Raw genomic sequence first — 25,295 nt, 5'->3', positions numbered from 1 at the left:
GGCGCCTAGAATCGACAACATGGTTGTCGAAAAGGTAAACCAGGTTGTCGAATATGGCAACGACTGAATCGCACGGATTCGAGCTGCCCCTGCTGCTGTTCGCGGGGTTCCGCTCGCTGATCGACCAACTGCACGCCGAACTGGCCGCGCAGGGACATCCCGAGGTGCGCCCGGCGCACGGATTCGCCCTGCAGGCGATCGGGCGCGACGGCGCGACGGCCAGCGAGCTGGGCCGCAGGCTCGGCATCTCCAAGCAGGCCGCGGGCAAGACGGTGGACCGCCTGGCGAGCCTCGGCTACGTCGAGCGGGCCGACGACGCGGCGGATGCGCGGCGGAAGCTGATCCGGCTCACCGACCGAGGGGTCGACATGCTCGCCCGCTCGGCGACGATCTTCGAAGCGCTCCGGTCGCAGTGGGCGAAAGCCCTTGGCGCGCAGCGGCTTCGGGAGCTGGAGGCAGACCTGCGCACCATGACGCCGGCGGAGACGTTCCGCCTCGACGTTCCGGGGTGGTTCGGCGCATCGTCGTGAGCGAACGGCCCGTTCGCGCCGCCTATCGAGGCGAACGGGCCGTTCACTCACACCCAACGAAGGTTTCCATGTGGACAGATCCTGTCCTAAACGGCTCCTAGGGTTGTTGTCACGACGACCTCGAAGGAGACGTGACATGGCGATCTACGTGCTGGTTCCCGGCGCCTGCCACGGCGGATGGTGGTACGAGCCGCTGGCCGCGGAGCTGCGCGACGAGGGGCACCGGGCGTACCCCGTGACGCTGACCGGTCTCGGCCCGCAGGCCGCGCCGACCGGCTCGGTCAACCTGGACACGCACATCGACGACGTGGTGCGCCTGCTGGAAGAGGCGGACCTGCGTGATGTCGTCCTGTGTGGACACAGCTATGCCGGGATGGTGATCACCGGGGCCGCCGACCGGGTGCCGGAGCGGATCGCGTCGCTGGTCTACGTCGACGCCTTCGTGCCGCAGGACGGCGATTCGGTGATGTCGCTGACCGACGACCACTGGCACCAGTGGTACATCGGCGGCTCGGCGGGCGACGGCTTCTCGGTCGCGCCGCTGCCGGTGCTGAGCCCGCGCGCGACGCCGCACCCGCTGGCCACGCTGGTGCAGGGCATCCGGCTCACCGGCGCGCTGGACCGGGTTCCGCGCCGCGAGTACGTGTTCTGCTCCGAGTTCGAGCACACCCCGTTCGCCTCCACCTACGAGCGCCTGCGGAACGATCCGGCGTGGCACGTCCGGTCGCTGCCGATCGGGCACAACATCGTCGCCGACGCCCCGGACGACTTCCGCAAGATCCTCCTCGCCGCCGCATAGGCGCGGAGTATCCGCTGGTCAGGACCCGTGTGTGTTTTGTGTTGCCATGGCAGCACAAAACACGCACGGCAGACCCGGCCGACCGACCCCGCGAAGTATTCCTTGACACGAAAATTCTCTGTGGCGAATACTTCTGTCCATGGACGCAGCATTCCTCGCCGCACTGGCCGATCCGGCTCGCTGGCGGCTCGTGAGCCTGTTGGCCGAGCGGCCCCGCTCGGTCGGCGTCCTGGCCCAGCTCGCCGAGGCACGCCAGCCGCAGACGACCAAGCACCTGCAGACCCTGGAGCGCGCCGGCATCGCCACCTCCCAGCGCACCGGCCAGCGCCGCATCTACGCGCTCCGACCCGGCCCGTTGCGTGACCTGGCGGCCGCGCTGAACCGGCTCGCCGACGCCGCGGCCCAGGTCGGTGGCCCGCGCGAGACCTACGACCGCTACGGGGCCAGCCTCGACGCGGAACGGCTCGCAGCCGAGGATTCGGGGTGGGCCGACGGCCGCTCGTTCGGGTTTCACCGGGCGCTGGCTGGGCGTCCCGAGCTGGTCTGGCGCCACCTGACCGATCCCGCGCTGCTCGCCCGCTGGTGGGTACCCGACGACCTGCGCGTCTCCGAGCTCGTCTTCGAGGCGCGACCGGGCGGGCGGATCGTCCAGGAGTACCGCGACGTCGAGGACACCGGCGACTCGGACCCGGTCGCCGGGCGCGCGGAGGGAGTCGTCGAAGACGTGCGCCCCGGCGAGCGCCTCACCTACCGGCTCTCCCCGCTGCTCCCCGACGGCGGCCTCGCCTTCACCGCGCACGTCGACCTGTGCCTCCGGTCCACCGGCACCGGCACGGAACTCGACGCCCACTGGCGGATCACCGACAGCACCGTCTACTCCGCCGACTTCATCGCAGGCATCGAGATCGGCTTCGGCCAGTGCCTCGACAAGCTCGCGGCGACCCTCACCGACACCATCGACACAAGGAGCTCCTCGTGGGACGACTGATCATCAACGTCGCCATGACCGTCAACGGCGCCTTCGAAGCACCGGCGCCCGAGCCGCAGGGGTGGCTGGTCACCGATCCCGACAGCATGCAGGCCGGGCTGGAGATGTGGCAGGCGGCCGACGCCATGGTGCTCGGGCGCAAGACCTTCGAGGGATTGTCCGCCGCCTGGCCCCAGCTCGCCGACGTCCCCGGCTTCGAGGCGTACGCGGCCCGGATGAACGGCATGCCCAAGTACGTCGCATCCCGGTCGCTGACCGGACCGCTGGAGTGGAACGCCACCCTGATCGACGGCGACCTCGCCGAGAGCGTGCGCCGCCTCAAGGCCGAACACGACGGCAACCTGATCGCCCCCTCCGCCGGTGAACTGACCCGAGACCTCCTCGCCCACGACCTCGTCGACGAGCTCTGGTTCAACGTCAGCCCCTACCTGTGGGCGACCGGACCGCGGATCTTCGACGACCTCGGCGACGTCCGGCTGGAACTCGTCAACACGACGACCTTCCCCTCGGGCGTGGTCCGCCTGTGCTACCGCCCCACCCCCGCCGCCGGGTGATCCCCACGGCAGCGGACCCCGCCGGTCAGGGCCCGTGCGCGTTTTGTGCTGCTACAGCAACACAAAACACGCACGGGCCCGTCGCTCACCGGAGCCGGCCGGGGGTCACTCCTCGGGGGCGATCTTGAAGCCCGCCTTGCGGGCCGCCTTGGCGATCTTCTTGTCCGGGTGCTGGGCGCCGATGAGGGCCAGGACCTCGCGGACGTCCGGGTGGTCCAGGCGCCACATCTCCTCGAAGACCGCCGACTCCTGCCCGGCGGGCACGGTCTCCGCGAGCACGTCGGGCAGCTCCTCCGGGTCGACCGAGTCGAGCGCGGCCGCGAGCATGTCGGTGAGCAACCGCGCCGCGTCGGCCACCGTCGATTCGAGCTCCTCGGACGGATTCAGCTGGTGCAGCGTCACCTTCGCGTAAGGCCGGAGCATCGGCTCGTCCAGCGCCTGCCGCCACCGCTGCGTCGCGGTCGCGGCGTGCGGCGCCGCGATGGCGACCGCGATCATCCGGTCTTCCGCCTCGCCTTCCGAGGCGGCGGTCAGCAGGTCGTCGGTGGCGGCGACGGCTCCGCGCGCCTCGAACCAGGCGTCGGTTTCCGCGTCCAGCTCCTCGTCGGTCGAGCCCTTGGCGAAGTCCACCAGGTCGAAGGCGGCCATCTCCTCGACCGGCGGCAGCAGCGGAACCTCGACGCCACCGTCGGTCAACGCGCCGCCGAAGGTGTACTGGCCGAGCGGGGTGAGGCGGGCGATGCCCCCTTCCACCGTCACCGCACCCAGGTCGGCGAGGACCGCCAGCAGCCGTTCCGCCGGATCGCCGCAGGTAGCGACCCAGTTGTCCCACGCTCCGCCGGAAGTGGTCTCGTCCACGGCGATCTCGCGGATCATGTCGCGCAGCTCGGCGACGGGCGCGCCTTCGCTGCGGGCGAGGAACAGCGACACCATCGCGTAGTAGGCGACGTCCTCGAGGTCGAGGTCGGCGCACTCGTCCTGGAAGATCTCCTCCAGCAGCAGCCCCAAGGCGTCCGCCCAGACGTCCAGCACCGCTTGGTCGTCGCCGTCCGGCCAGTCGTCGACGCTGGGGCCGACCTCGACGATTTCCGTTGAGGGGCCGATGAATTCCAGCTCGGCCGCCCACTCCCACAGCCGCTCCAGCTCCGGGATGTCCGCCATGCCCTCCACCGCGTCCGGAACCGCGAAGCCGAGCGCCTCGGCGGCTGCGATGGCGTCGCCGGTGCTCAGCGCGCCGGCGCTGATCGGGCAGGCGACCGTGCGGACCGCAAGCCGCCGGGCCCGGTCGAGCAGCGGGCTCTGCCGCGCCGCGGCGGCGAGCTCCTCGTCCGACGGCAACCGCAGCGGCGGCAACCGGTCCGGCAGCCCGAGCTCCACCCGGAGGTCGTAGGGCTGCTCGCCGGGCGGGGCCATCGCCACCTCGGCGAACCGCGGCTCGATCTCGTCGACCTTCCGCCGCAGGTCGTCCACCAGCGCCGGCTCGATCCGGCCGGTGTCGCCGGCGAAGGTCAGCAGTTCGCGGAGCGTCGCGAGCACCTCGGTCAGGTCCTCGTCCTCCTCGACCGCGACCTTGGCGGGGAACTGCTCCAGCAGCAGCTCGTCGAGATCGTCCGGACGCAGTTCGCCGAGTTCGGGCAGGCCGACGTGCTCGTACAGCAGCCGGAGCAGGATCTCGGCGTCGTTGCTGTTCCCCTGCACCGGTTGTGCCTGTTTATCGGCCCACTCCGCCAGTTCTGGCAGCAGGCTGTCGACCGGATCGCGCTCCATGTTCAAAGCGTATCGACCCGGGCACCAGCGCGAAGGCAGTGGGCGGCTCAGACCGGAACCGCTCCCCGAAGCCGACGGTGCAGCGGCGCCGGATGTGCTCGCCCTACTGAGGGCGGTAGGCGCGCAGGAACACCTCGACGCCAGCCGCGACGATGGCCTCGACCTCGCCCTCGTCGATCGAGCGCGCGCCCCAGAAGGTCAGGCTCTGCACCTCCCCGGCGACCAGGAGCACGAAGTGCACCGCCGCCCGCTGCGGATCGTCGATCTCCAGCAGCCCCTTGTCGCTCAGCTCGGCCAGCCGCCGGGCCAGATCGGCCTGCACCTGCCTCGGGCCGGCCGCCTGCCACTCCTCCACGACCTCCGCCGGGATGTGCCCGACGTCGGCGTTGATCTGCCGCACCAGGAAGAAATGGGCCTCGAACTCGGGCATCGCGGCGGTGAAGTCGCGCCCGAGGCCGATCAGGTCCGACCGCAGGTCGACGATCTTGCCGAGGTGCCGGTCGAGGTCGGCCAGCTGCGCGTCCCGGACCGCCGCCGCACTTTCCAGGATGACCTCGCGGAACAGCTCGCCCTTGTCCGCGAAGTGGTTGTAGATGGTGCGGGTCGACACCTCGGCCGCCTTGGCGATCGTGTCGATGCTGGCGCGCGCGTAGCCGTCCCGGCCGAACACCTCGCGGGCCCCGTCGATGATCGCCCGGCGCTTCTCCGAGCCGCGACGCGAGACGTTTTCCCTGCTCATCAATACCCTTTCCGCCAAAGTACAACGACCATTGCATTTAGTGCATTACATGTTGTACTTTACCACTGCGCCGCTTCCGGAGCCCACCGGAACGCCGATCCACGAGGAGCGAAAGATGTCCGCACTGCGCCTGGCCGTGATCATCGGGACCAACCGCGAAGGCCGCTTCGGCCCGACCGTCGGCAACTGGTTCACCCGGCAGGCCCGGGAGTTCGGCGGCCTCGACGTCGACGTCATCGACCTGGCCGAGATCGACCTGCCCGCCACCCTCGACTTCGGCGCCCGGCCGGTCGTCGAGCTCGGCGGGCGACTGGCCGCCGCCGACGCCTACGTCGTCGTGACCCCCGAGTACAACCACAGCTTCCCGGCCGTGCTGAAGCACGCGATCGACCTCTACCGCGAGGAATGGCAGGCGAAGCCGATCGGTTTCGTCTCCTACGGCGGGATGGGCGGCGGCCTGCGCGCCGTCGAGCAGCTGCGGCTGGTCTTCGCCGAACTGCACGCCACGACCGTCCGCGACACGGTCAGCTTCCACAACGCCTGGGAGCGCTTCGACGAGACCGGCGCCCCGCTCGACGAGGGCTGCAACGAGGCCGCCAAGGGCATGCTCGGCCAGCTCACCTGGTGGGCGCGCGCCCTGCGCGCCGCCCGCGCCACCGAACCGTACGCCGCGTGATCTCCCGGAGCTCTCCCGTGCAGAACAAGCTCACCCTGGTGGTCGTGCTGCTGGGCTACCTGGTCCTACCGATGGCGATGTCCGGCACGACCGTGGCACTGCCCCAGATCGGCGCCTCGCTCGACGCCTCCGGCGGCGCCCTGCAATGGGTGGTGACCGGCTACTTCCTCACGGCCTCGTCGTTCATGCTCGTCGCCGGCTCGACCGGGGACCTGTTCGGCAGGCGCCGGATCTACCGGGTCGGCGCCGCGATCTACGCGCTCGGCAGCCTGGCCGCCGCGCTCACGCCGGGCATCCTGGCGCTGGACGTGGCCCGCACGCTCACCGGCGTCGGGGCGGCGGGCGTGATGGCGGGCGGCGGCGCGATCCTCGCGTCCACGTTCACCGGGACCGAGCGGACCAGGGCGTTCGCCGCGATGGGCACGACCGCGGGCCTGGGCATGGCGATCGGCCCGACGCTGGCGGGCTGGCTGGTCGGCGCGCTCGGCTGGCGCGCGACGTTCGGCACCTTCGCGGCCGCCGGAATGCTCCTGCTGGCAGGCACTTTCGCGATGGCCGAGTCGCGGGCCGACCGGCGCCCGCGGGTGGACTGGGGAGGCGCGGTGACCTTCATCGCCGGGCTCGCCTCGGTGATGTTCGCGATCACCCAGAGCTCGCGGGCCGGCTGGACGAGCCCGCTGGTGCTGGGCCTGCTCGCCGCGGGCGCCGCGCTGCTGGCGCTGTTCGCGGCCGTCCAACGGCGCAGCGCGCATCCGGTGCTGGACCTGACCCTGCTGCGCAACCGGCGGTTCGTCGGCTGGCTCAGCTCGGGCGTCGTGATGGTGCTGGGCTTCGGCGGGATGATGTCGTACCTGCCCACGTTCCTGCAAGGCGCGAACGGGATGTCGGCGCGGGACGCCGGGCTGATCATGCTGATGTCGACGGCGCCGACGCTGTTCATGCCGCTGCTAGGCGGGCGGCTGGTCAACCGGGGCGTCTCGCCGCGCGCGCTGATCACCGCCGGGCTGCTGCTGATCGCGGCGGGCAACGCCTGGCTCACCGTGCTGCACCCCGGGATCGGCGCGGGCGCGCTGCTCGGCCCGCTGCTGACGGTCGGCGTCGGGATCGGCCTGGCCACCGGTCTCATCGACGCGCAGGCGATGAACCAGGTCGCCCAGTCCCGGACCGGCATGGCGGCGGGCCTGCTGAACACGATCCGCGGCGGCTCCCAGACGCTGGTGCTCGCGCTGTTCGGTTCGATGCTGATCAGCCTGCTGACCAGCCGCGTCGGCGACCAGGCCGGGAAGGTGGCGACCGGCGAGCTGGCCGCCGCGCAGCACGACTTCCTGGCCGTCCAGCTGAGCGACGCCTGGCAGGTCCTGCTCTGGGCGATCGCGGCGGTGACCGCGCTCGGCGCCCTGGTGGTCGCGGCCCTGCTCGCCCCGGCCCGCGAACCAGCCCGGCACGCGGTCCCGCAAGCCGGCTGACCGTTCCTCGTGGCGTGCGGGGGGACCGGAGCGGACGTTAGATTGCGGCGCGAAACCGGCATTCGAGGAGCAGCCACGATGACCAGCCCGGATTCCCCGCGGATCTCGACGTTCCTGATGTTCGAGGGCAAGGCGGAGGAGGCGATGAACTTCTACACCTCGCTGTTCGAGGACGGCGAGATCCTCGACATCACCCGCTACGGCGCCGACGGTCCGGGCGACGAGGGAACCGTGCAGCTCGCCACGTTCACGATCCTCGGCCAGCAGTTCATGTGCATCGACAGCCACGTGTCGCACGCCTTCACCTTCACGCCGTCGATGTCGTTGTTCGTCAACTGCCGCACGGAAGCCGAGCTCGACGGCGCTTACGCGGCGCTCGTCGAGGGCGGCGCGGCGCTGATGCCGCTGGGCTCCTACGGATTCAGCCCCAAGTTCGGCTGGGTGAACGACCGCTTCGGCGTCTCCTGGCAGCTGAACCTCCCCGGCTGACAACCCGGGATCACCGCTGGAGCGCGCAATGGAAAACTATTGCAGGAGAAGCCGTTCTAGCGGATGGGATGCTTATGACGATCGTCGGCAGCGAGCGCGTCAGCCGGACCGAAGAGGCGTTGGCCGTGCTGCGGCCGGACGTGCGCGAGTTGACCGCGAGCGTTGATGCCGCTGTGCTGCGCCCGGCCGACGAATCCGTGCTCAGCCACGCCGATCGGGCCCGGATCGCGTTACGCGTCGCGCTGGTCAACGAACACCAGGAATATGTGGACGAGCTGGCCGAACAGCTCGATTCGCTGGCCGGGGACGGGGCCGCCGAGGTGGTCTTCGACGTCGAGCGCTGGTCCGAACTTCCGGAGGCGCTGCAAGCGTTGCTCGCGCATTGCGAGCAGGTCGCGCTGGACCCGGCCGATGCGGGTTTCGATGAGATCACCGCGCTGCGGGAGCACGGGTTCAGCTCCGCGCAGGTGGTGGCCGCGGCGCAGATCGTCGCGTACGTCAGCTACCGGGTCCGGTTGCTGCTCGGGTTGTCGCTCGTCGAGGAGGCCGGGGACGGGCCGGTCGCCGACGGCCCGGTGAACACCATTGAGGCCGGGGCCACCGCCGACGGCTGCGAACTCCCCGCCCCCGCCGACGCGTTCCGGGCGCTGCGCTGGGTTCCGTGGGTCGATCCGGCGGATGCGCCGGAGGAATCCGCCGGGGCGCAGTGGTCGCCGTTCTACTTGACGCTGCGGCACGATCCGGAGTTGCTGGCGGAGCGCACCGCGCTGCACAACGCGATCATGAGCGGCTCCGGCGCGCTCGACCCGGCCGACCGCGAGCTGGCCGCGCTGGCCACGTCGCTGATCACCGGCTGCGAGTACTGCGCCGGGGTGCACGGCCGCCGCCAGGTGCAGTTGTCGGGCGACCAGATCACCGCCGTGGCGCTGGCGGAGGCGGGCCCGGCGGCGGTGGCGGATCCGCGACGGCGCGCCATCGTCGACACCGCAGGTGCCCTCGCCCCCACCCCGGCGGCGCTGTCCGCCGCCGGCATCCGCCGCCTGCACGCCGTCGGCCTCAGCGCCGACGACGTCCGCGACCTCGTCGCGGTCTCGGCGATGTTCACCTGGGACAACCGGTTGTTGATGACCCTCGGCAACGCCGCCGCCTGACATCCCGCAGGCTGAGGTCCGCAGGCTGAGGTCCCGGAGTCCGATGTCCCGCAGTTTCAATTGAAACTGCACCCCTCCGGCGTGTCGGGTGCACGACACGCCGGAGGCTGCGGGCGACTTCCGCAATTTCCATTGAAATCGAAGGTCTGATTTCCATTGAAATTGCGGGGAAACCGGGATCCGGGCCGGTCATCTGGGGGCGATCGGAGGGGTCCGGGTCCGCAGGGGCGGTGGCGGAGCCTCGTGGCGCCGGACCTCGACCCGGGTCAGCTGGCCCGTGCAGCCCTGGGCCAGGCTCGAAGTTCCGATGTCCCGCGTCACCGCATTCGGGTTCCCGTGGATGCAGGTCGCGACCTCGGGCGCACTCGGATCGAACCAGGCGCCGGTCGAGAGCTGGACCACGCCGGGCCGCACGGCGTCGCTGATCGCCACCGCCGCGAGGACGCTGCCCGTGGCGCTCACGATCCGCGCTATGTCCCCTGTGGACAGTCCTCGCGCCGCCGCGTCGGCGGGGTGGATGCGCATCGGTTCCCGGTCGTGGACCTTGGAATCCGCACTGGTCGCGCCGTGGTCGAGCTGGCTGTGCAGGCGGGTCGCCGGGTTGTTCGCGACCAGGAACAGCGGGAACTCGCCCGATCCCGGCGGGACCTGCAGCTCCTCCGGGACCAGCCAGGCCGGGTGGCCGGGACAGTCGGCGTAGCCGAAGGAGTCGATGCGCTGCGAGAACAGCTCGATCCTCCCGCTCGGCGTCGGCAGCGGGTTCCCAGCCGGGTCGGCGCGGAACCGGTCGTAGAGGACCTGGTCGTCCGGCTCTCCCGGCAGGTCCAGCCGGCCGTTCTCCCAGAACTGCGCGAAGTCCAGGCCCGGATCGAAGTTCTGCCGCCACTGCTCGTACAGGTGCTCCAGCCAGGCCCGCTCGTCGCGGCCCTCGGTGAACTCCTGCGCCAGCCCGAGCTCCTCGGCCAGGGCGGCGAAGATCTCGAAGTCCGACCGGGCCTCCCCGAGCGGCGGAACCACCTGGCGCATGGCGACCAGCGCGCGATCTTCCCTGGCGCAGCCCAGGTCGTTGCGCTCCAGCGTGGTCGTGGCCGGGAACACGATGTCGGCGTGCCGCGCCGTCGCCGTCCAGAACGGGTCGTGCACGATGACCGCCTCGGGGCGGTTGAACGCCTCCGCGAGCCGCGTCAGGTCCTGGTGGTGGTGGAACGGGTTCCCGCCGGCCCAGTACACCAGCCTGATGTCCGGGTACGTGCGCCGCTCGCCGTCGTACTCGTACTCCTGCCCCGGGTTCAGCAGCATGTCCGCGATGCGCGCGACCGGGATGAACTGGCGCACCGGGTTCACACCCTGCGGCAACTTCGGCAACCGGTACGGCAGCGGGCGCACCCCGATGCCGGCCATCGAGCCGTAACCGTGGCCGAATCCCCCGCCGGGCAGGCCGATCTGGCCTAGCACGCACGCCAGCGCGATGCCCGCCCACAGCGGCTGCTCGCCGTGGCGGGCGCGCTGCAGCGACCAGCTCAGCGTCACCATCGTCCGCCGCGTCGCCATGGACTCGGCGAGCCCGACGATCACCGCCGCGTCGATGCCGCAGATCTCCTCTGCCCACTGTGGACTCTTCGCGGTGCCGTCCGCCGCGCCGGAGAGGTACTTCCAGAACTCCTCGAAGCCCTCGCAGTGCGTGCGGAGGAATTCCTCGGCGTGCCAACCGCGTTCGATCAGCACGTGGCACAACGCCAGCATCAGCGCGGTGTCGGTGCCCGGCACCGGCGCCAGCCACTCGGCGTCGAGCTCCGCGGCGAGGTCGTCGCGCAGCGGGCCGACCAGCGTGAACCGCGCGCCGCGCTCCCTTGTCCGGCGCAGGTGCCCGGCGACCGAATGCCTGCTGATGCCGCCCGAGTTGACCTGCGAGTTCTTCGCCGGAATGCCGCCGAAGCAGACGAAGTGCTCGGTGTGCTCGGCCAGCACCGGCCACGCCGTCGGGCGGCCGATCGGGTCTTCGTTGCCGACGACGTGCCGCAGCAGCGGCGTGGCCGCGCCCAGGCTGTAGGAGTTCACCGAGCGGGTGTAGCCGCCGATGACGTTCAGGAACCGGTGGATCTGGCTCTGCGCGTGGTGGAACCGGCCCGCGCTGCCCCAGCCGTAGGAGCCGCCGTAGATCGCCTCGTTGCCGTGGGTGCGGCGGACCCGGTCCAGCGCGCTCGCCGCGAGCTCGACCGCCTCGGCCCAGCTGACCTGCACGTACTCGTCCCGGCCGCGCACGCCCCGGCCGTCCAGAAAGCCCTTCCGCACGTGCGGCGCGAGCACGCGCACCCGTTCGTCGAGCGCTGCGGGCACGTTCCGCAGCAGCGGAGCCGGGTCCGGGTCTCCGGGATCGGCGATCACGTCCAGGCCGTCCGGCGTGCCGGCCGCGGTGAACAGTCCCCAGTGCGAGCTCTGTTGCCGATACGTAGTCACCTCAACATCGTCGCAAACCATCTGCCCCAACCGAAGCCCCGCGGGATCAGCGGAGGAGGCGGGCGGCGCCGACCTCGCGGACGTGGACCACGAGGTCGAGCCATTCGGCCAGGGACCCACCGGAGAGGTGGTAGGAGGCGTCGTCGGCGGGGTCGTAGACCGGGCCGATCAGCCGCGTCCGCGTCGGGGCGTCGAGCCAGGCGCGCACGTCCGCCGGGGCATCGGCGCGCAGGTCGAGCACGTAGGCGTCGGGCCCGGCGGCGAGCACGGCTTCGGCGAAGTCCGCAGGCGGTGCGGGCACCTTGTGGCCGCGCTGGAAGGTCAACCCGACGGGGACGTATCCGGCACCGAAGCGTTCGCGCAGGTAGCTGCCCGCGTTGCGGTGGGTCAGCGCGCCCGGCGACACCGTGCGCGCCGCACCGTTGACGAGGTGCGCGAGGCCGCCCCAGTAGACGATCTTGTGCCCGCTGCGCTCGTGCCAGCGGATGGTGTTCTCGGCCAGTCCGCGCTCGATGTCCGCAAGGTCCGGCCCGGGCCCGACCACTTGGTCCGCCAGGGCGAACCGCACCTGGTCGTCGGGGTGCCGCTCGTTGTGACCGCGGATCCACCGCACGGCCTCGAGGACTTCCTCCACACGCAGGAAGGGCCGGGCGCCGGCCAGCACCTCGCGCGGGTCTCCCCGCCCCGTCCGCACGTAGGCGTCGAGCTCGGCGCTCGCGACGTCGTCGCCTTCCAGCAACAGCGACCGGAACCCCAGTTCCTCCACCAAGAACCGCAGCAGACGGTGCGCGACGGCCGCCAGCTCGTGAGTTCCCCGGGACGACGCGCCGAGCGCCACGACCGTGGCGTCGCTCAGCCGGTCCCGGAGCGGCCGCAAGTCCTCGTGCGGGGCGCGGGGGTCCAGCGAGGTGAGCCGCACCGCCTGACTGTTGATCCACTGCTCTGCTCGTTCCACGATCCGAACGTAGAACCTCGACCAAAGTGGAGGTCAACATCGCCGGACGCGGACTGTGCAAGAGGCACCCTTCTGCCCTCCGGACTGTGCATTAAGCCCACTGACGACGAGCTGACCTGGGCTTACGGTTACCGGCTAACACCGGCGCCCATCCGAAGGAGCTCGCCATGGCCTCATCCGTCGGGGTCGACGACTACGCGCTGACCCGGGTTCCCGCCGGCGCCCGCTACTCCTGGTGGTCCGTCGCGGTGCAGCGGTTCGGCCAGGTGTCCGCGCTCAGCCAGTTCCTGCTCGGCGCCACCCTCGGCTTCGGGATGACCTTCTGGAACGCCTTCCTCGCGCTGACGCTCGGCGCGGTGATCCTGGAGATCGTCGCGATCTTCGTCGGCATCATCGGCGCCCGCGAGGGCCTGTCCACCTCGATGCTGGCCCGCTGGACCGGCTTCGGCCGCGCCGGGTCCGCGCTGATCGGCCTGGCCATCGCGATCAGCCTGATCGGCTGGTTCGGCATCCAGTCCGCCGTGTCCGCCAAGGGCCTGGTGGCGCTGGTCGGCGGGCTGCCGGAATGGGGCTGGGCGCTGGTGTTCGGGCTGATCGTCACCGCGGTCGTGCTGCGCGGGTTCGGCTCGATGGCCTGGGTCGCCTACGTGACAGTGCCCGCCTTCCTGGTCCTGGTCGGCTGGTCGATCGGCGTCGAGCTCTCGCAGCACGACATCGGCGCGCTGATGGCCTCCGCCCCGCCCGGCCCGCAGCTGTCGCTGCTGGAGGGCACCACGCTGGTGGCGGGCGGTTTCATCACCGGCGCGGTGATCACCCCGGACATGACCCGCTTCAACCGCTCCGTCGGCGACGTGGTCAAGCAGACGCTGGTCGGCATCACCCTCGGCGAGTACGTGATCGGGCTGGCCGGGGTGCTGCTCGCGCACGCCGTGCGGTCCGCCGACATCACCACCATCGTCACCTCCTCGGTCGGCTGGGTCGGCATCCTGGTGGTCGTCGCCGGCACCGTGAAGATCAACGACTGGAACCTGTACTCGTCCGGGCTGGGCCTGGTGAACTTCGTCGGCACGGTCTTCGGCAAGAAGCTCAACCGCGGCGTCGCGACCGCGGTGTTCGGCCTGATCGGCAGCGTGCTGGCGGCCGTCGGCATCCTCGACCAGTTCACCGGTTTCCTGACCGTGCTCGGCGTGGTGTTCCCGCCGATCGGCGGGATCATGGTCGCCGAGTACTTCATCGTGCGGCGCTGGCGGGGCGAGCTGGAGGCGTCGCGGGCGCTGGGCGAGATCCCGGCCTCCGCGCCGAACTGGGTGCCCGCGACGCTGGTCGTCTGGCTGGTCTCCGCGCTGGTCGGCGGGTTCGTCGAGATCGGCCTGCCGAGCATCAACTCGCTCGTGCTCGCGTTCGTGCTCTACGTCGTCGCCGGGAAGCTCGGCCTCGTCCGCGGCGTCGGCAGCACCCGTACCACCGCCGAGGTCGCGAGCGCGCAAGCGGGCTAGAGAGGCTGTTTTGAATGTCGTGGTGGGGAGGTTTGGTAACGCGGGGTTTTGTCTTTGAAGCGGCGCAGCCGCTTAGCCCACCCTCGCCGCTTGCACCGCCGCGGGTTCTCAGGTGTCTTCTCGCGAGGACAGCCCCGACGTGGTGAATTGGCTATTCATGAGTCGGGGATCCCACAGCGAGAAGGCGCCTGAGGTTCCGCCACCCGCACCGCCACGCAAGGTGAGTCTGGAAACAGGCTCTAGAACCGGGCTCAGCGCTCACGACACCAACCCAGACAAGGAGTTCCGACTTGCGCATCGGCATTGACGTCGGCGGCACCAACACCGACGCCGTCCTGCTGGACGGCACAAAGGTGCTCGCCGCGGTGAAGATGAGCACCACCACCGATGTCACCTCCGGGATCGTCGCGGCCATCGACGGCCTGCAGCGGCAGCACCCGTTCGACCCGGCCGGGGTGCGGGCGGTGATGATCGGCACCACGCACTTCATCAACGCCCTCGTCGAGGCCCGCCGCCTCGCCCCGACCGCCGCGGTGCGGCTCAGCCTGCCCGCGGGCGCGTCGCTGCCGCCGATGGTGGACTGGCCGCAGCGGCTGGTGGACGCCGTTTCCGGGCGCAGCTACCTGTGCCACGGCGGGCACGAGTTCGACGGCAGGCACATCGCCGAGCTCGACGAGGCCGAGCTGCGCAAGGCCATCGACGACATGGGCCGCAACGGCATCCGCAGCGTCGCGATCACCTCGGTGTTCTCGCCCGTCAACCACGAGTTCGAGCAGCGCGCGGCGGAGCTCATCGCCGCGGAGCTGCCGGACGTGGCGATCTCGCTGTCCCACGAGATCGGCCGGATCGGCCTGCTGGAGCGGGAGAACGCGACCGTCATCAACGCCGCGCTGCGCGAGCTCGCGGCCAACATCGTCGACGGCCTGGCGTCGTCGGTGACCGGCGCGGGCATCACCGCCCCGCTCTACCTGAGCCAGAACGACGGCACCCTGATGGACGTCGACTTCGCCCGCCGCTACCCGGTGGCGACGTTCGCCTCCGGCCCGACGAACTCGATGCGCGGCGCCGCCGTGCTCTCCGGCCTGGACACCTGCGCGGTGGTCGACGTCGGCGGCACCACCAGCGACGTCGGCGTGCTCAACCAGGGCTTCCCGCGCGAGGCGACCACGGCGGTCAGCGTCGCCGGGATCCGCACCAACTTCCGGATGCCGGACGTGCTGTCGATCGGCATCGGCGGCGGCAGCCTGGTGCGCGGCGAGCCGTCGGCGGTGACCGTCGGGCCCGAGTCGGTGGGCTACCGGCTGACCTCGAAGGCGCTGGTGTTCGGCGGCGACACGCTGACCGCGACGGACATCGCGGTGGCGGCCGGGCGCGCCGAGATCGGCGACCCGGAGCTGGTCAAGCACCTGGACCGCGACCTGGTGCGGGCCGCGCTGGAGCGCATCGCGGCCGACAACGCGGACGCGGTCGAGCGGATGCGGACCTCGGCGGAGCCGCTGCCGGTGGTCGCCGTCGGCGGCGGTTCGGTGCTGCTGCCGGACGAGCTCGGCGACGCCGGCGAGGTGCACCGGCCGGAGAACTACGCGGTGGCCAACGCCATCGGGGCCGCGATCGCGCAGATCGGCGGCGAGGTCGACCGGGTGTACGCGATCGAGCCGGGCCGCCGCGAGTCGGTGGTCGACGAGGCCAAGCAGGAGGCGATCGACCGGGCGGTGGCGGCGGGCGCAAGACCATCCACAGTGGACATCGTGGACTTCGACGAGGTGCCGATCCCGTACCTGCCGGGCAACGCGACCCGGATCCGGGCGAAGGCCGTCGGCGACCTGCAGCTCGGAGGCGGCGATGAGTGACAATCGAACTTCCCGCTCATCGACGCCGACCGGGTGCGGGTGTCCCGCAGAAACACAGGGCATGAGCATGCGCGAGATCACGCTGTCCGACCTGGACGACATCGCCCGCGGCGCGGCCATCCTGGGCACCGGTGGCGGCGGCGACCCGCACATCGGCCGGCTGCTGGCCGCCGCCTCGGTGCGCGAGCACGGCTCGGTTTCCCTGACACCGCTGGAAGAAGTGCCCGCCGATGCCGCGGTGCTGCCGGTGGCGATGATGGGCGCGCCGACTGTGATGGTCGAGAAGCTGCCGTCGATCGAGCAGATCGGCCTGGCCGCCCGCACCCTCGCCGACTACCTCGGCCGCGAGCTCACGCACATCGCGTGCGCCGAGGCGGGCGGGGTCAACTCGCTGATCCCGGTCGCCGCCGCCGCGCAGCTGGGCCTGCCGCTGATCGACGGCGACGGCATGGGGCGCGCGTTCCCCGAGATCCAAATGGTGCTGCCGACGCTGTACGGCGTCGAGGCCACCCCGATGGCCATCGCCGACGAGAAGGGAAACCGCGGCGTTCTGGACACGGTGGACAACCACTGGGCCGAGCGGCTGGCGCGCAGCGCCACCATCGACATGGGCTGCTCGGCGATGATCAGCACGTACGCGATGACCGGGCAGCAGGCCCGCGACTCGCTGGTGCCGGGCACCCTGACGCTCTGCGCCGAGCTGGGCCGGCTGGTGCGCACCGCGCAGGCCGAGCACGCCGATCCGGTGGACGCGGTCGTCGCGCGGCTGGCCGGGCGGCGGCTGTTCACCGGCAAGGTCGTCGACGTCTCGCGGCGCACCGTCTCGGGCTTCGCGCGCGGCGACGCGCGGCTGACCGGCATGGACGGCGACAGCGGCAGCGAGCTGGTGCTGCGGTTCCAGAACGAGCACCTGGTCGCCGAGCGCGACGGCGCCGTCCTGGCCTCGGTACCGGACCTGATCTGCACGCTGGACCGGGAGTCCGGCGAGGCCGTCACCACCGAGGCGCTGCGCTTCGGCCAGCGGATCGCGGTCATCGCCGCGCCGGCCGACCCGCGCTGGCACACCCCGGCGGGCCTGGAGCTGGCCGGGCCGCGCTACTTCGGCTACGACATCGACCCGGTGGGGGTCGCGCGGTGAGCTGGCAGCTGACCGAGGAACACCTCGAAGACCTGGCCCGCGGCGCGGCGCTGCTGGGCACCGGTGGCGGCGGCGACCCGTACGTGGGCCGCCTGCTGGTGCAGCAGGCGATCCGCGAGTCCGGGCCGATCACGGTGCTCGATCCGTCCGAAGTGGACGACGATGCGCTGGTGATCCCGACGGCGCAGATGGGCGCGCCCACGGTGGTGCACGAGAAGATCCCCAGCGGCGACGAGCCGGTGTCGGCCCTGCGCGCGCTGGAGTCCTACCTCGGGGCCGAGGCGAGCGCGACCATGCCGATCGAGTGCGGCGGGATCAACTCGATGATCCCGCTGGTGGTGGCCGCGCGCACCGGCCTGCCGGTGGTGGACGCCGACGGCATGGGCCGGGCGTTCCCGGAACTGCAGATGGAGACCTTCGGGGTCTACGGCGTGACGGGTTCGCCGATGGCGGTGGCCGGCGAGCGCGGCGAGACGGCGGTGATCGACGCCGGCGACGACAACGAGCGGATGGAGTGGCTGGCGCGCGGCGTCACCATCAGGCTGGGCGGCGTCGCGCACATCGCCGAGTACTCGATGAGCGGCGCGGACGTGAAGCGCACCGCGATCCCGCGCACGCTCACGCTGGCGCACACCGTCGGCAAGGCCATCCGCGAGGCCCGGGAGGGCAACGGCGACCCGATCGCACACCTCGGCGAGGTCCTGAAGGACACGCTGTACGGGAACTTGCGGGTGCTGTTCCGGGGCAAGGTCTCGGACGTGGAGCGGCGCACCGAGGCCGGGTTCGCCCGCGGGCGCGCTGCGGCGGTGTCCTTCGACGGCGAGCACAAGCTGGAGCTGGAGTTCCAGAACGAGAACCTGGTGGCGCTGGTCGACGGCGAGGTGCGGTGCGTGGTGCCGGACCTGGTGTGCGTGCTCGAATCCGAGCAGGCGGAGCCGATCACCACCGAAACCCTGCGCTACGGCCAGCGGGTCACGGTCATCGGCATCTCCACCCCGGACCTGATGCGAACCCCGGAAGCCCTGGCGGTCTTCGGCCCGGCGGCCTTCGGCCTCCCCTACGACTTCCACCCCGTGGAAGACCTCGTCGACCCCTGACCCCCCAGTTTCAATTGAGGTTTTCCATCCTCGTTCTGCGTGGCGGTGCGGGTAGCGGAACCTCAGAGGCTCCCTGGACTGTGGGTGCCCCTCCTGATGTATGTCCAATACACGGCGGAGGGGCCGTCCTCGCCGAGGGAACCCCGGAGGGGTGGGCACCGTGAACCCGCGGCGGTGCGAGTGTCGTAGGTGGGTTATGCGCCTGCGGCGCATGCGACACCCCATCGACGTGTGGCTTTACGGATCCGCGGCTGCGGAACGACCAGGATGAAAAACGCTCAATAGAACGAAACGGCTATTTCGATCGTTGGGCGGCCCTTAGATGAGACCCGCGCGGATGGCGTAGGCGACAGCGTGGGTACGGTTGTCGAGATCGAATCGTTTCATGAAATTGTAGAGGATGTTCTTGACGGTACGTTCGGAGAAGTGGAGTTTTTCCGCTATTTCATCGAGGCCGAATCCTTCAGAGACGAGACGGAGGACATCGATGTCGCGGTGCGTGATACCGGAGGGTGTCATATCGAGCGGCGCGAGCACTTCGCGGTAGGTCCGTTGAAGCTGATCCATGAGTGCGCCCTGCATTGAAATGGGGAGAAAGCCACCACCGTCGCTGGCTGCTCGAATAGCTTGGACGAAGGCGCCGGCGGAGAAGTGGTGGCGCCATAGGACAGCGCGGACGCCCAACCTTACCGCCGTGGCTATGTCGGCGCGCCAACGGTTTTCCACTACGAGGACAACGGGTTTGACAGCGCCGGGATTGAGGCTTCGCAGCGATTCGATCGTAGATGCTTCGGCGATATCCAGGGCGACGACCACAACGTCGGCGTTGTCGTTGGTGGTCTCGATGTGTTGGCGCTCGTCCAAGCATTGGGCCAGTCCTGCTCGAATCAGCGGGTCCGAGGCAGTAATAGACACGCCGGTCTTCGTTGTTGTTCCGCCATCCATGACAACGTCCCCGTAAACTAAGTGGATGCTTCGGCGGTTCCCGTGGCGACGACCACAACGTCGGCGTTGTCGTTAGTGGTCTCGATGTATTGGCGCTCGTCCAAGCACTGATCCAGTCCTGCTCGAATCAGCGGGTAGCCACACCGGTCTTCGTTGTTGTTCCGCCACGCATGACAACGTCCCTGTTAGCCAAGGCAACGTCGTCGCGCGCTCCGAGCACGGCTCCGGTGTTGGTGAAATAGAACGGGTCCAGTTCTTTCTCGAACGTTAATCGATACAGAAGAGCGTCCGTGGCCATGTCTACCTCTCCGCGAGGTCCTGGTTGCTGCGGGGTAAGGGGACTTTAAGAAGACAGGCGGGTGGTTGTTGCACCTGGAAACACACGACAACCGCCCACACGCGCACGACTGCGCCGTCGGGACCGCTTTCTGCTCGCCCTGGTTGCCGCGTACTCGAGCTGGTCCGCGCGTGGCATGTCCTCGGTGGGGGTATCAACGGTGGTGGGATCCACGTGGTAAGTCGGCGGCATCACGACCTCTGGCTGCAGCAGGGATGAACATCGAAGAGTTTAGGCCATGTGGCTTGGCGAAACTAGACCGTTTAGTGGCAGCGCCTAGCTCGTAAGTTGGCGCGGGTTACGCCGCCGGTCAGGCAGCGGTGCGGGGTGAGGACCGATCGGCCAAGTCCGCATCACCGCGTGACGCTGCGCGCGAACCAGCGATCGGGGTGAAGACCGATCGGCCAAGTCCGCATCACCGCGTGACGCTGCGCGCGAACCAGCGATCGGGGTGAAGACCGATCGGCCAAGTCCGCATCACCGCGTGACGCTGCGGCGCGAACCAGCGACGAACCGTTCTACCGGACGGGCATGAATGGCCAGTTAGCTGTCACGGGGCGCCATCGAGCCCTGCCGGTCGTGGCTTCGGTGCGTGAGTCAGACACACCCTCCGCACTGGACGTCTTCCCAGGCAAGTAAACCGCCAACCAGAAGTAGTCGACGCATCGCTCGTATCGGATGGTCTGCGTCAGTCCGCAGTGAGCTCGGCGGAGTCGTCGACCGGAACGGCGTTGCTCGCCGCGACTCCGGAAAAGAAGCGGGCGCTGTCCTTTACCGTGCGCTGCAGGGTGTCGAAGTCGACGTGAATCAGGCCGAACCGCTGCGAATATCCCAGCGCCCACTCGAAATTGTCCAGCAACGACCAGGCGAGGTAACCGCGCACGTCCGCGCCCTGCTCGATCGCCGCATGGACCGCGCGAAGGTGGTCGGCGAAGTAGCGGACCCGGTCGCGGTCTCGAATCCGACCATCGCTGTCGATCGTGTCGGCGAAGGCCGCACCGTTCTCGGCGATCATGAGCGGAAGGCCAGGGCAGTACCGGCGCAGCCACAGCAGCAGGTCCGTCAACGAACTCGGCGTCTGTTCCCAGCCGAACGAGGTAAGCGGCCCGCGAGGCGGCAGAACGTCGAAGCCCCGCAAGCCCGGAAGGCCGCTGTTACTTGGTGCTTCCAGGTCCGCCAGCGGCGCCACCCGGACCGGCGCGTAGTAATTCACCCCGAGCCAGTCGAGCGGGGTAGTGATCGTCTCGAGATCGCCATCGCGTATAGCGGGTTCCAGCGCACCCAGGTGAGCGACGTCGGCGAGCACGTCCTCCGGGTAACCACGACCCAGCACCGGGTCGAGGAAGATCCTGTTCTGCATCCCGTCGAACTTGCGCGCGGCCTCGCGGTGGGCTTCGTCGTCCACATCGGTCAGCGCCGGCGCGAAGTTCAGCACCAGTGAGAACCGCTGTCCGGGTCGTGCGGCTGCGCGCAGCGCCCGCATCCCCAACCCGTGCGCCAGCAGGTGGTGGTGTGCCGCGACGAGCGCGGTGCCCGGCTCTGCCACTCCGGGTGCGTGCACCCCGGTTCCGTAGCCGAGAAATGCCGAGCAGTAGGGCTCGTTGAGCGTCGTCCAATCCGGCACTCGATCGCCGAGGGCGCCGTGCACTGCCGCCGCGTAATCGGCGAACCGTGCGGCGGTGTCACGAACCCGCCAACCGCCCTCGTCTTCCAACGCCTGGGGCAGGTCCCAGTGGAACAGCGTGATCATCGGCGTGATGCCGTGATCGAGCAACTCGTCGACCAGCCGGTCGTAGAACTCCATCCCCTGCTGGTTCACCGTCCGCCCGTCCGGCATGACCCGCGACCAGGACACCGAGAACCGGTAGGTCGGCAGGCCGAGTTCCGCCATCAGCGCGACGTCCTCGGGATATCGATGGAAGTGGTCGCAAGCCACGTCACCCGTATCACCACCCAGAACCTTGCCTTCCGTGGCCGTGAAGGTGTCCCAAATGGAAGGTCCGCGGCCGTCCTCCTTCGCTCCGCCTTCGATCTGGTATGAGGCCGTGGCAGCACCCCAGACGAAGTCCGACGGGAATCCGAGCGTCTTTTTGTTGGTCATATCCCACCTCATCCATTGACCGAAACTCGCGTGAGTCCGTTGACGATCTGCCTTGCCAGCAGGAGAAAAACGATGATCACGGGCAGCACGCCGAGCGTCGCACCGGTCAGCATCAATGAGTAGTCCAAGAAATAGCCGCTCGCCAACCTCGACAAGGCTACCTGAACGGTCAGGCTTTCGTTCGGGTCGAGCACGATCAGCGGCCAGAAGAAGTCGTTCCACGCGGCCATGAACGTCACCATGCCGAGCACTGCCGCCTGCGGACGAATCGCCGGGATCGCCACATGCCGAAACGTCCCCCACAGCGAGCAACCATCCACTCTGGCCGCGTCGACCAGTTCCGGGGCAACCGCCTCCTCGCACGCCTGGCGCATCCAGAAGACGCTGAACGCGTTGACCAGTGCGGGCACGATCACCGCCTCCAGCCTGCCGTACCACCCGAGGTCGCCGACGACCATGTACAGCGGGACCACCCCGAGCTGGGCCGGCACCATCACGGTTCCGATCACCACCAGGAACAGAGTGTTTCTCCCGGCAAAGCGCAGTCGGGCGAAAGCGAACCCGGCAAAGCTGGACAGCACCACGGTGGACACCATGACCGTCCCCGACACGATCAACGAGTTCTGGATAGCGAGCCAGAAGTCCACGGTGTCGAAGACGCGTTGCACGTTTTCCAGGAGGTAGCCGCCGGGGGCCAGAGGTGGGATGGAATCACCAATGGCCGAGCTGTCGCTGGAGGACACCACGAACGACCAGTACAGCGGGAACGCCGATGACACGACAACACCGGTCAGTAGCGCGTAGACCAGAACCCCGGGGCGGCGGGTCAATGGACCGGCACCGCCGGATCGACGGAGTCGCCGGGCAGGAACACTCGCGAGCACCGCTTCAGCTCCCTCCGCGAATTCGACGCACCAGCACGAAGTTCGCCACTGCGGATATCAGGCACATGATGAACAGCACCCATGCGATGGCAGCCGCATATCCGGCGTCGAACAGACCGAATCCCTTCTCGTACAGGTACATGGTCAACGTCTGGAACTGCCGGTCGTTGCCGCCGACACCGGCGGTTCCGGTCGAGTCGAACAGTTGCGGCTCCGCGAACAGCTGCAGGCCGCCGATCGTCGAGACCACCACCGTGAAAATGATGGTCGGCCGGATTCCCGGCACGGTGATCGACCAGAACGACCGCCACCGCGAAGCCCCATCGAGCGCGGCCGCTTCGTAGAGCTCCCTGGGGACGTTGCGCATCGCGGCGAGGTAGAGCAACGCGTTGTAGCCGGTCCAACGCCAGATCACCATGGTGGCGACGGCCAGGTGCGACGACCAGCGCTGGCCCTCCCAGTCGACGGGATCCAACCCGGACAACCCCAGAATCCAGTTGATCATGCCGAAATCGCGGCCGAATAGCTGGGCGAAGACCAGCGCCACGGCCACCACCGAGACGACGTTCGGCAGCAGAACACCTGCGCGCCAAACGGTCCCTGCACGAAGCGGCCGGTTGAGCAGCGCCGCGATACCGAGCGCGGCCAACAGCTGTGGCACCGTGGAGACCACGAAGATGCTCGCGGTGTTGAACAGGGCGTTGTAGAAATCCGGGTCGGCGAACAGTGCGGTGTAGTTCGCCAGCCCGACGAAGCCCTGATCACCGTCGATCAAATTCCAGTCGTGCAGCGAAATCCACGCGGTGTACAGCAGCGGGAAGAGACCGAACACCGCGAACAGCACGAAAAAAGGAGCGACGAACAGGTACGGCGTGACCCGGGCGTCGATCCGGGAGAGCAGGACCCCCCGGCGCCCACCCGGAACCGACCCACGAAGAACGTGGGCCGGTTCATGGGTGGGCGCCGGTGAAGGGCTTCGTGACATCCTCCCTACCTCACGGCGTCGCGGGCCTGCTGCACGGCCTCGTCCCACGCCTGGTCGGCGCTCTGCTTGCCGGCCTCGACGCGGCCGAGTGCCTGGCCGAACTTCGGTCGCACCACGCTGTCCTTGGCACCGCGGTAATTCGGGCGCAGGCCGTCCGCCGAGCTCGCGTAGATCTGGCCCACCGGTGCGTCGCTGAAGTACGGGTCGGTCTTGCCGATCACCTCAGGATCCTGGTACGCAGCCGGCGTGCTGGGCAGGATGCCGCTCTGCAGGAAAATCTTCTTCTGCTGCTCCGGGGCGGTCAGCCACTTGGCGACTTCGTAAGCCTCCTTCGGGTGTGCGCCCTGCTTGGGCACCGTCAGGTAGGAGCCACCCTGGTTTCCGCTGTTGCCGGGAACCGTGGTGAGGTCCCACTTGCCCTTGTTCCCGTCGCCACCGGCTTCCCTGATCTGCTCCAGCATCCAGGCCGGGCAGTTCATCACGGCGAAGGAGCCCTGCTTGACCGCCACGTTCCAGCCCTGGGTGTAGCTGGTCACCCTGGCGGTCTGCCCCTTCGCTCCGATGCTCCCGGCGATGTCGAAGGCACGTCGCAGGTTCGGATTCCGGTCGGCGATGAGCGAGTCGTCCGCCTTCGAGAAGAAGTTCTCCTCGGATTGATTGAGGATCGCGGTGTAGATGGTGCCGGCGGAATCGGCGAACTTCGCATCCGGCACCGCAGCGCTGAACCGGTCGGCGACCCGGGCGAAGTCTTCCCAGGTCGGCCACAGCTTGGCTACCTCGGTACGCTCGGTCGGCAGACCGGCCCGGGCGAACAGGTCACGGCGGTAGCACATCGCCAGGCTGCCCATGTCAGTCCCGAGACCGAGTACGAAACTTCCGTCCTTGCTGACCCCCTGCTCCCACTTCCAGGGGGCCCACTGGTTCTGCAAGTCCTTGGCCCCGAAGTCGGCGAGGTTGACGAACTTGTCCCTGGACTGCAGGAACTGCGGCATGTACTGTTCTTCGACGGCGACGACATCGGCAGCGCCCTTGCCGCCCGCAAGGTGGGTGGCCAGTCCTTTGTGGTGCGCCTCGAAGTCGGCGACCTGCGGTACCAAGCGAATGTTGGGATGCTGTTCCTCGTACTCCTTGAACAGCGGCTCGTAACCGAACTCGCCGAAGGTCGCGACCTTGATCTCGATCTTCCCACTGCCGGCCCCATCGGTTCCCGCGCACCCTGCCAGGGCCACCGACACAGCCGAGGTCAGGGCAGCAACAGCCAGCCAGCGCGAACGCCTTCTCCTCATCACACTTCCTCATCTCCCAATCGTGACCACCATGCCGCGAGCCTTTGGTTGATCTACCGAGCAGCGAAACGTATGTCCACCACGGGAACCGAAGTCTGCCTTTTTGGCCATCCGGACCACGGTTTCAGAAGTGCACCAGCACCCGTCCCTCGTTGCCCGCGCCGACCTCGACCCGCCGGTAGAATTTCCGGAGATGAGGCTGGTCCAGCATCGCCAGCACACGGTGCTTCAACTTGCCTGAGCCTTTGCCGGGGATGATTTCCACCAGCTTGACCTTCTCCCGAACCGCACGAAAAACCGCACTGCGCACGGCGGTGTCGATGTCCCTGTCGCTTCGGAAGGCCGGGTGGAGATCCACCGTCAACTTCTCAGGCAATTTCAACTCCCTGTTCTCGGGAGAACCGATGGATTTCGAGTCAGGCTAGATCGCGGCGAATCGGAAGATCAACGGATCCGAGGGCAGGGAATCGAAGCAAAAGAGGCAGAACCAGGCCGAGGTGAAGGTGCTATGTCAGAGGGGGATGTTGCCGTGGGAGCCTCGCCCGGCGGGGGCCGCGGCGAGCGCTTCGGCGATGCGGCGGCGGGTCGTCTTGGGGTCGATGACC

The 25,295-nt window shown here is 69.1% G+C and carries 23 protein-coding genes; 12 read left to right on the top strand and 11 right to left on the bottom strand.

The genetic code is table 11. The features are described from left to right. Window positions 1-53 precede the first annotated feature (53 nt). The 4 genes from AC07FN_RS39535 to AC07FN_RS39520 all read left to right on the top strand — a co-directional run bounded on the left by AC07FN_RS39535 (window position 54) and on the right by AC07FN_RS39520 (window position 2,871). The gene (locus AC07FN_RS39535; RefSeq protein WP_478400267.1) at window positions 54-530 is read left to right on the top strand and encodes a MarR family winged helix-turn-helix transcriptional regulator; all 477 of its coding nucleotides are present in this window, start codon (window positions 54-56) and stop codon (window positions 528-530) included. Between the two features lie 136 nt (window positions 531-666). Beyond that, the gene (locus tag AC07FN_RS39530) at window positions 667-1,329 is read left to right on the top strand and encodes an alpha/beta fold hydrolase (RefSeq protein ID WP_478400266.1); all 663 of its coding nucleotides are present in this window, start codon (window positions 667-669) and stop codon (window positions 1,327-1,329) included. A 139-nt stretch (window positions 1,330-1,468) separates the two neighbouring features. Continuing rightward, on the top strand, window positions 1,469-2,317 hold the full coding sequence (locus AC07FN_RS39525) for a metalloregulator ArsR/SmtB family transcription factor (RefSeq protein ID WP_478400265.1): 849 nt from the start codon (window positions 1,469-1,471) through the stop codon (window positions 2,315-2,317). After that, window positions 2,305-2,871 carry a dihydrofolate reductase family protein gene (locus tag AC07FN_RS39520; protein WP_478400264.1) on the top strand — a complete coding sequence of 189 codons (567 nt, stop codon included), beginning with the start codon at window positions 2,305-2,307 and terminating at the stop codon, window positions 2,869-2,871. Before AC07FN_RS39525 ends, AC07FN_RS39520 begins: the two co-directional genes overlap by 13 nt. A gap of 105 nt (window positions 2,872-2,976) precedes the next feature. On the opposite strand, the gene AC07FN_RS39515 is transcribed toward AC07FN_RS39520, so the two are convergent. Then, entirely contained in the window at window positions 2,977-4,638 is a 1,662-nt protein-coding gene (locus AC07FN_RS39515; protein ID WP_478400263.1) for a hypothetical protein, read from the bottom strand. A 103-nt stretch (window positions 4,639-4,741) separates the two neighbouring features. Beyond that, the gene (locus tag AC07FN_RS39510) at window positions 4,742-5,377 is read right to left on the bottom strand and encodes a TetR/AcrR family transcriptional regulator (RefSeq protein ID WP_478400262.1); all 636 of its coding nucleotides are present in this window, start codon (window positions 5,375-5,377) and stop codon (window positions 4,742-4,744) included. A gap of 115 nt (window positions 5,378-5,492) precedes the next feature. On the opposite strand from AC07FN_RS39510, the gene AC07FN_RS39505 reads away from it, so the two are divergent. The 4 genes from AC07FN_RS39505 (at window position 5,493) to AC07FN_RS39490 (ending at window position 9,159) form a co-directional block, all read left to right on the top strand. Further along, window positions 5,493-6,053 (top strand): NADPH-dependent FMN reductase, encoded by a 561-nt coding sequence (locus AC07FN_RS39505; RefSeq protein WP_478400261.1) that lies wholly within the window; start codon window positions 5,493-5,495, stop codon window positions 6,051-6,053. A 17-nt stretch (window positions 6,054-6,070) separates the two neighbouring features. Further along, window positions 6,071-7,519 (top strand): MFS transporter, encoded by a 1,449-nt coding sequence (locus AC07FN_RS39500; protein ID WP_478400260.1) that lies wholly within the window; start codon window positions 6,071-6,073, stop codon window positions 7,517-7,519. 78 nt (window positions 7,520-7,597) lie between these two features. Next, window positions 7,598-8,008, top strand: a complete 411-nt coding sequence (locus AC07FN_RS39495) for a VOC family protein (protein ID WP_358582543.1) — start codon at window positions 7,598-7,600, stop codon at window positions 8,006-8,008. Window positions 8,009-8,082: 74 nt separating this feature from the next. Further along, window positions 8,083-9,159, top strand: a complete 1,077-nt coding sequence (locus tag AC07FN_RS39490; protein ID WP_478400259.1) for a peroxidase-related enzyme — start codon at window positions 8,083-8,085, stop codon at window positions 9,157-9,159. Window positions 9,160-9,348: 189 nt separating this feature from the next. Here AC07FN_RS39490 and AC07FN_RS39485 read toward each other — a convergent pair whose 3' ends face one another. Together AC07FN_RS39485 and AC07FN_RS39480 are read right to left on the bottom strand one after the other, a co-directional pair. Then, window positions 9,349-11,616: a molybdopterin-dependent oxidoreductase gene (locus AC07FN_RS39485; RefSeq protein WP_478400258.1), complete on the bottom strand. Its 2,268-nt coding sequence runs from the start codon at window positions 11,614-11,616 to the stop codon at window positions 9,349-9,351. A gap of 46 nt (window positions 11,617-11,662) precedes the next feature. Next, on the bottom strand, window positions 11,663-12,571 hold the full coding sequence (locus AC07FN_RS39480) for an erythromycin esterase family protein (protein WP_478400257.1): 909 nt from the start codon (window positions 12,569-12,571) through the stop codon (window positions 11,663-11,665). Window positions 12,572-12,738: 167 nt separating this feature from the next. On the opposite strand from AC07FN_RS39480, the gene AC07FN_RS39475 reads away from it, so the two are divergent. The 4 genes from AC07FN_RS39475 to AC07FN_RS39460 all read left to right on the top strand — a co-directional run bounded on the left by AC07FN_RS39475 (window position 12,739) and on the right by AC07FN_RS39460 (window position 18,152). Beyond that, window positions 12,739-14,067, top strand: coding sequence for a purine-cytosine permease family protein (locus tag AC07FN_RS39475; RefSeq protein WP_478400256.1), 1,329 nt, complete (start codon window positions 12,739-12,741; stop codon window positions 14,065-14,067). 290 nt (window positions 14,068-14,357) lie between these two features. Then, window positions 14,358-15,917: a hydantoinase/oxoprolinase N-terminal domain-containing protein gene (locus AC07FN_RS39470; RefSeq protein WP_478400255.1), complete on the top strand. Its 1,560-nt coding sequence runs from the start codon at window positions 14,358-14,360 to the stop codon at window positions 15,915-15,917. A 61-nt stretch (window positions 15,918-15,978) separates the two neighbouring features. Further along, entirely contained in the window at window positions 15,979-17,055 is a 1,077-nt protein-coding gene (locus AC07FN_RS39465) for a DUF917 domain-containing protein (protein ID WP_478400254.1), read from the top strand. Beyond that, window positions 17,052-18,152, top strand: coding sequence for a DUF917 domain-containing protein (locus tag AC07FN_RS39460; RefSeq protein WP_478400253.1), 1,101 nt, complete (start codon window positions 17,052-17,054; stop codon window positions 18,150-18,152). Before AC07FN_RS39465 ends, AC07FN_RS39460 begins: the two co-directional genes overlap by 4 nt. Before the next feature lie 318 nt (window positions 18,153-18,470). Here AC07FN_RS39460 and AC07FN_RS39455 read toward each other — a convergent pair whose 3' ends face one another. The 7 genes from AC07FN_RS39455 to AC07FN_RS39425 form a co-directional block, all read right to left on the bottom strand. After that, window positions 18,471-19,097 carry a helix-turn-helix transcriptional regulator gene (locus tag AC07FN_RS39455; RefSeq protein ID WP_478400252.1) on the bottom strand — a complete coding sequence of 209 codons (627 nt, stop codon included), beginning with the start codon at window positions 19,095-19,097 and terminating at the stop codon, window positions 18,471-18,473. A gap of 127 nt (window positions 19,098-19,224) precedes the next feature. Then, the gene (locus AC07FN_RS39450) at window positions 19,225-19,395 is read right to left on the bottom strand and encodes a hypothetical protein (protein WP_478400251.1); all 171 of its coding nucleotides are present in this window, start codon (window positions 19,393-19,395) and stop codon (window positions 19,225-19,227) included. A gap of 727 nt (window positions 19,396-20,122) precedes the next feature. Next, window positions 20,123-21,535, bottom strand: coding sequence for a GH1 family beta-glucosidase (locus AC07FN_RS39445; RefSeq protein ID WP_478400250.1), 1,413 nt, complete (start codon window positions 21,533-21,535; stop codon window positions 20,123-20,125). A gap of 8 nt (window positions 21,536-21,543) precedes the next feature. Next, on the bottom strand, window positions 21,544-22,365 hold the full coding sequence (locus AC07FN_RS39440) for a carbohydrate ABC transporter permease (protein WP_358393608.1): 822 nt from the start codon (window positions 22,363-22,365) through the stop codon (window positions 21,544-21,546). Window positions 22,366-22,423: 58 nt separating this feature from the next. Continuing rightward, the gene (locus tag AC07FN_RS39435; protein ID WP_478400249.1) at window positions 22,424-23,404 is read right to left on the bottom strand and encodes a carbohydrate ABC transporter permease; all 981 of its coding nucleotides are present in this window, start codon (window positions 23,402-23,404) and stop codon (window positions 22,424-22,426) included. 5 nt (window positions 23,405-23,409) lie between these two features. Next, window positions 23,410-24,690, bottom strand: coding sequence for an ABC transporter substrate-binding protein (locus tag AC07FN_RS39430; protein ID WP_478400248.1), 1,281 nt, complete (start codon window positions 24,688-24,690; stop codon window positions 23,410-23,412). 124 nt (window positions 24,691-24,814) lie between these two features. Further along, complete coding sequence (locus tag AC07FN_RS39425) at window positions 24,815-25,066, bottom strand: Smr/MutS family protein (RefSeq protein WP_478400247.1); 252 nt, start codon at window positions 25,064-25,066, stop codon at window positions 24,815-24,817. Between the last annotated feature and the right edge of the window lie 229 nt (window positions 25,067-25,295).

This window comes from Saccharopolyspora sp. NPDC045941 (assembly GCF_056431445.1).
Note: the sequence above shows the minus strand (reverse complement) of the source record. Positions and strands in the feature narration are given on the sequence as shown.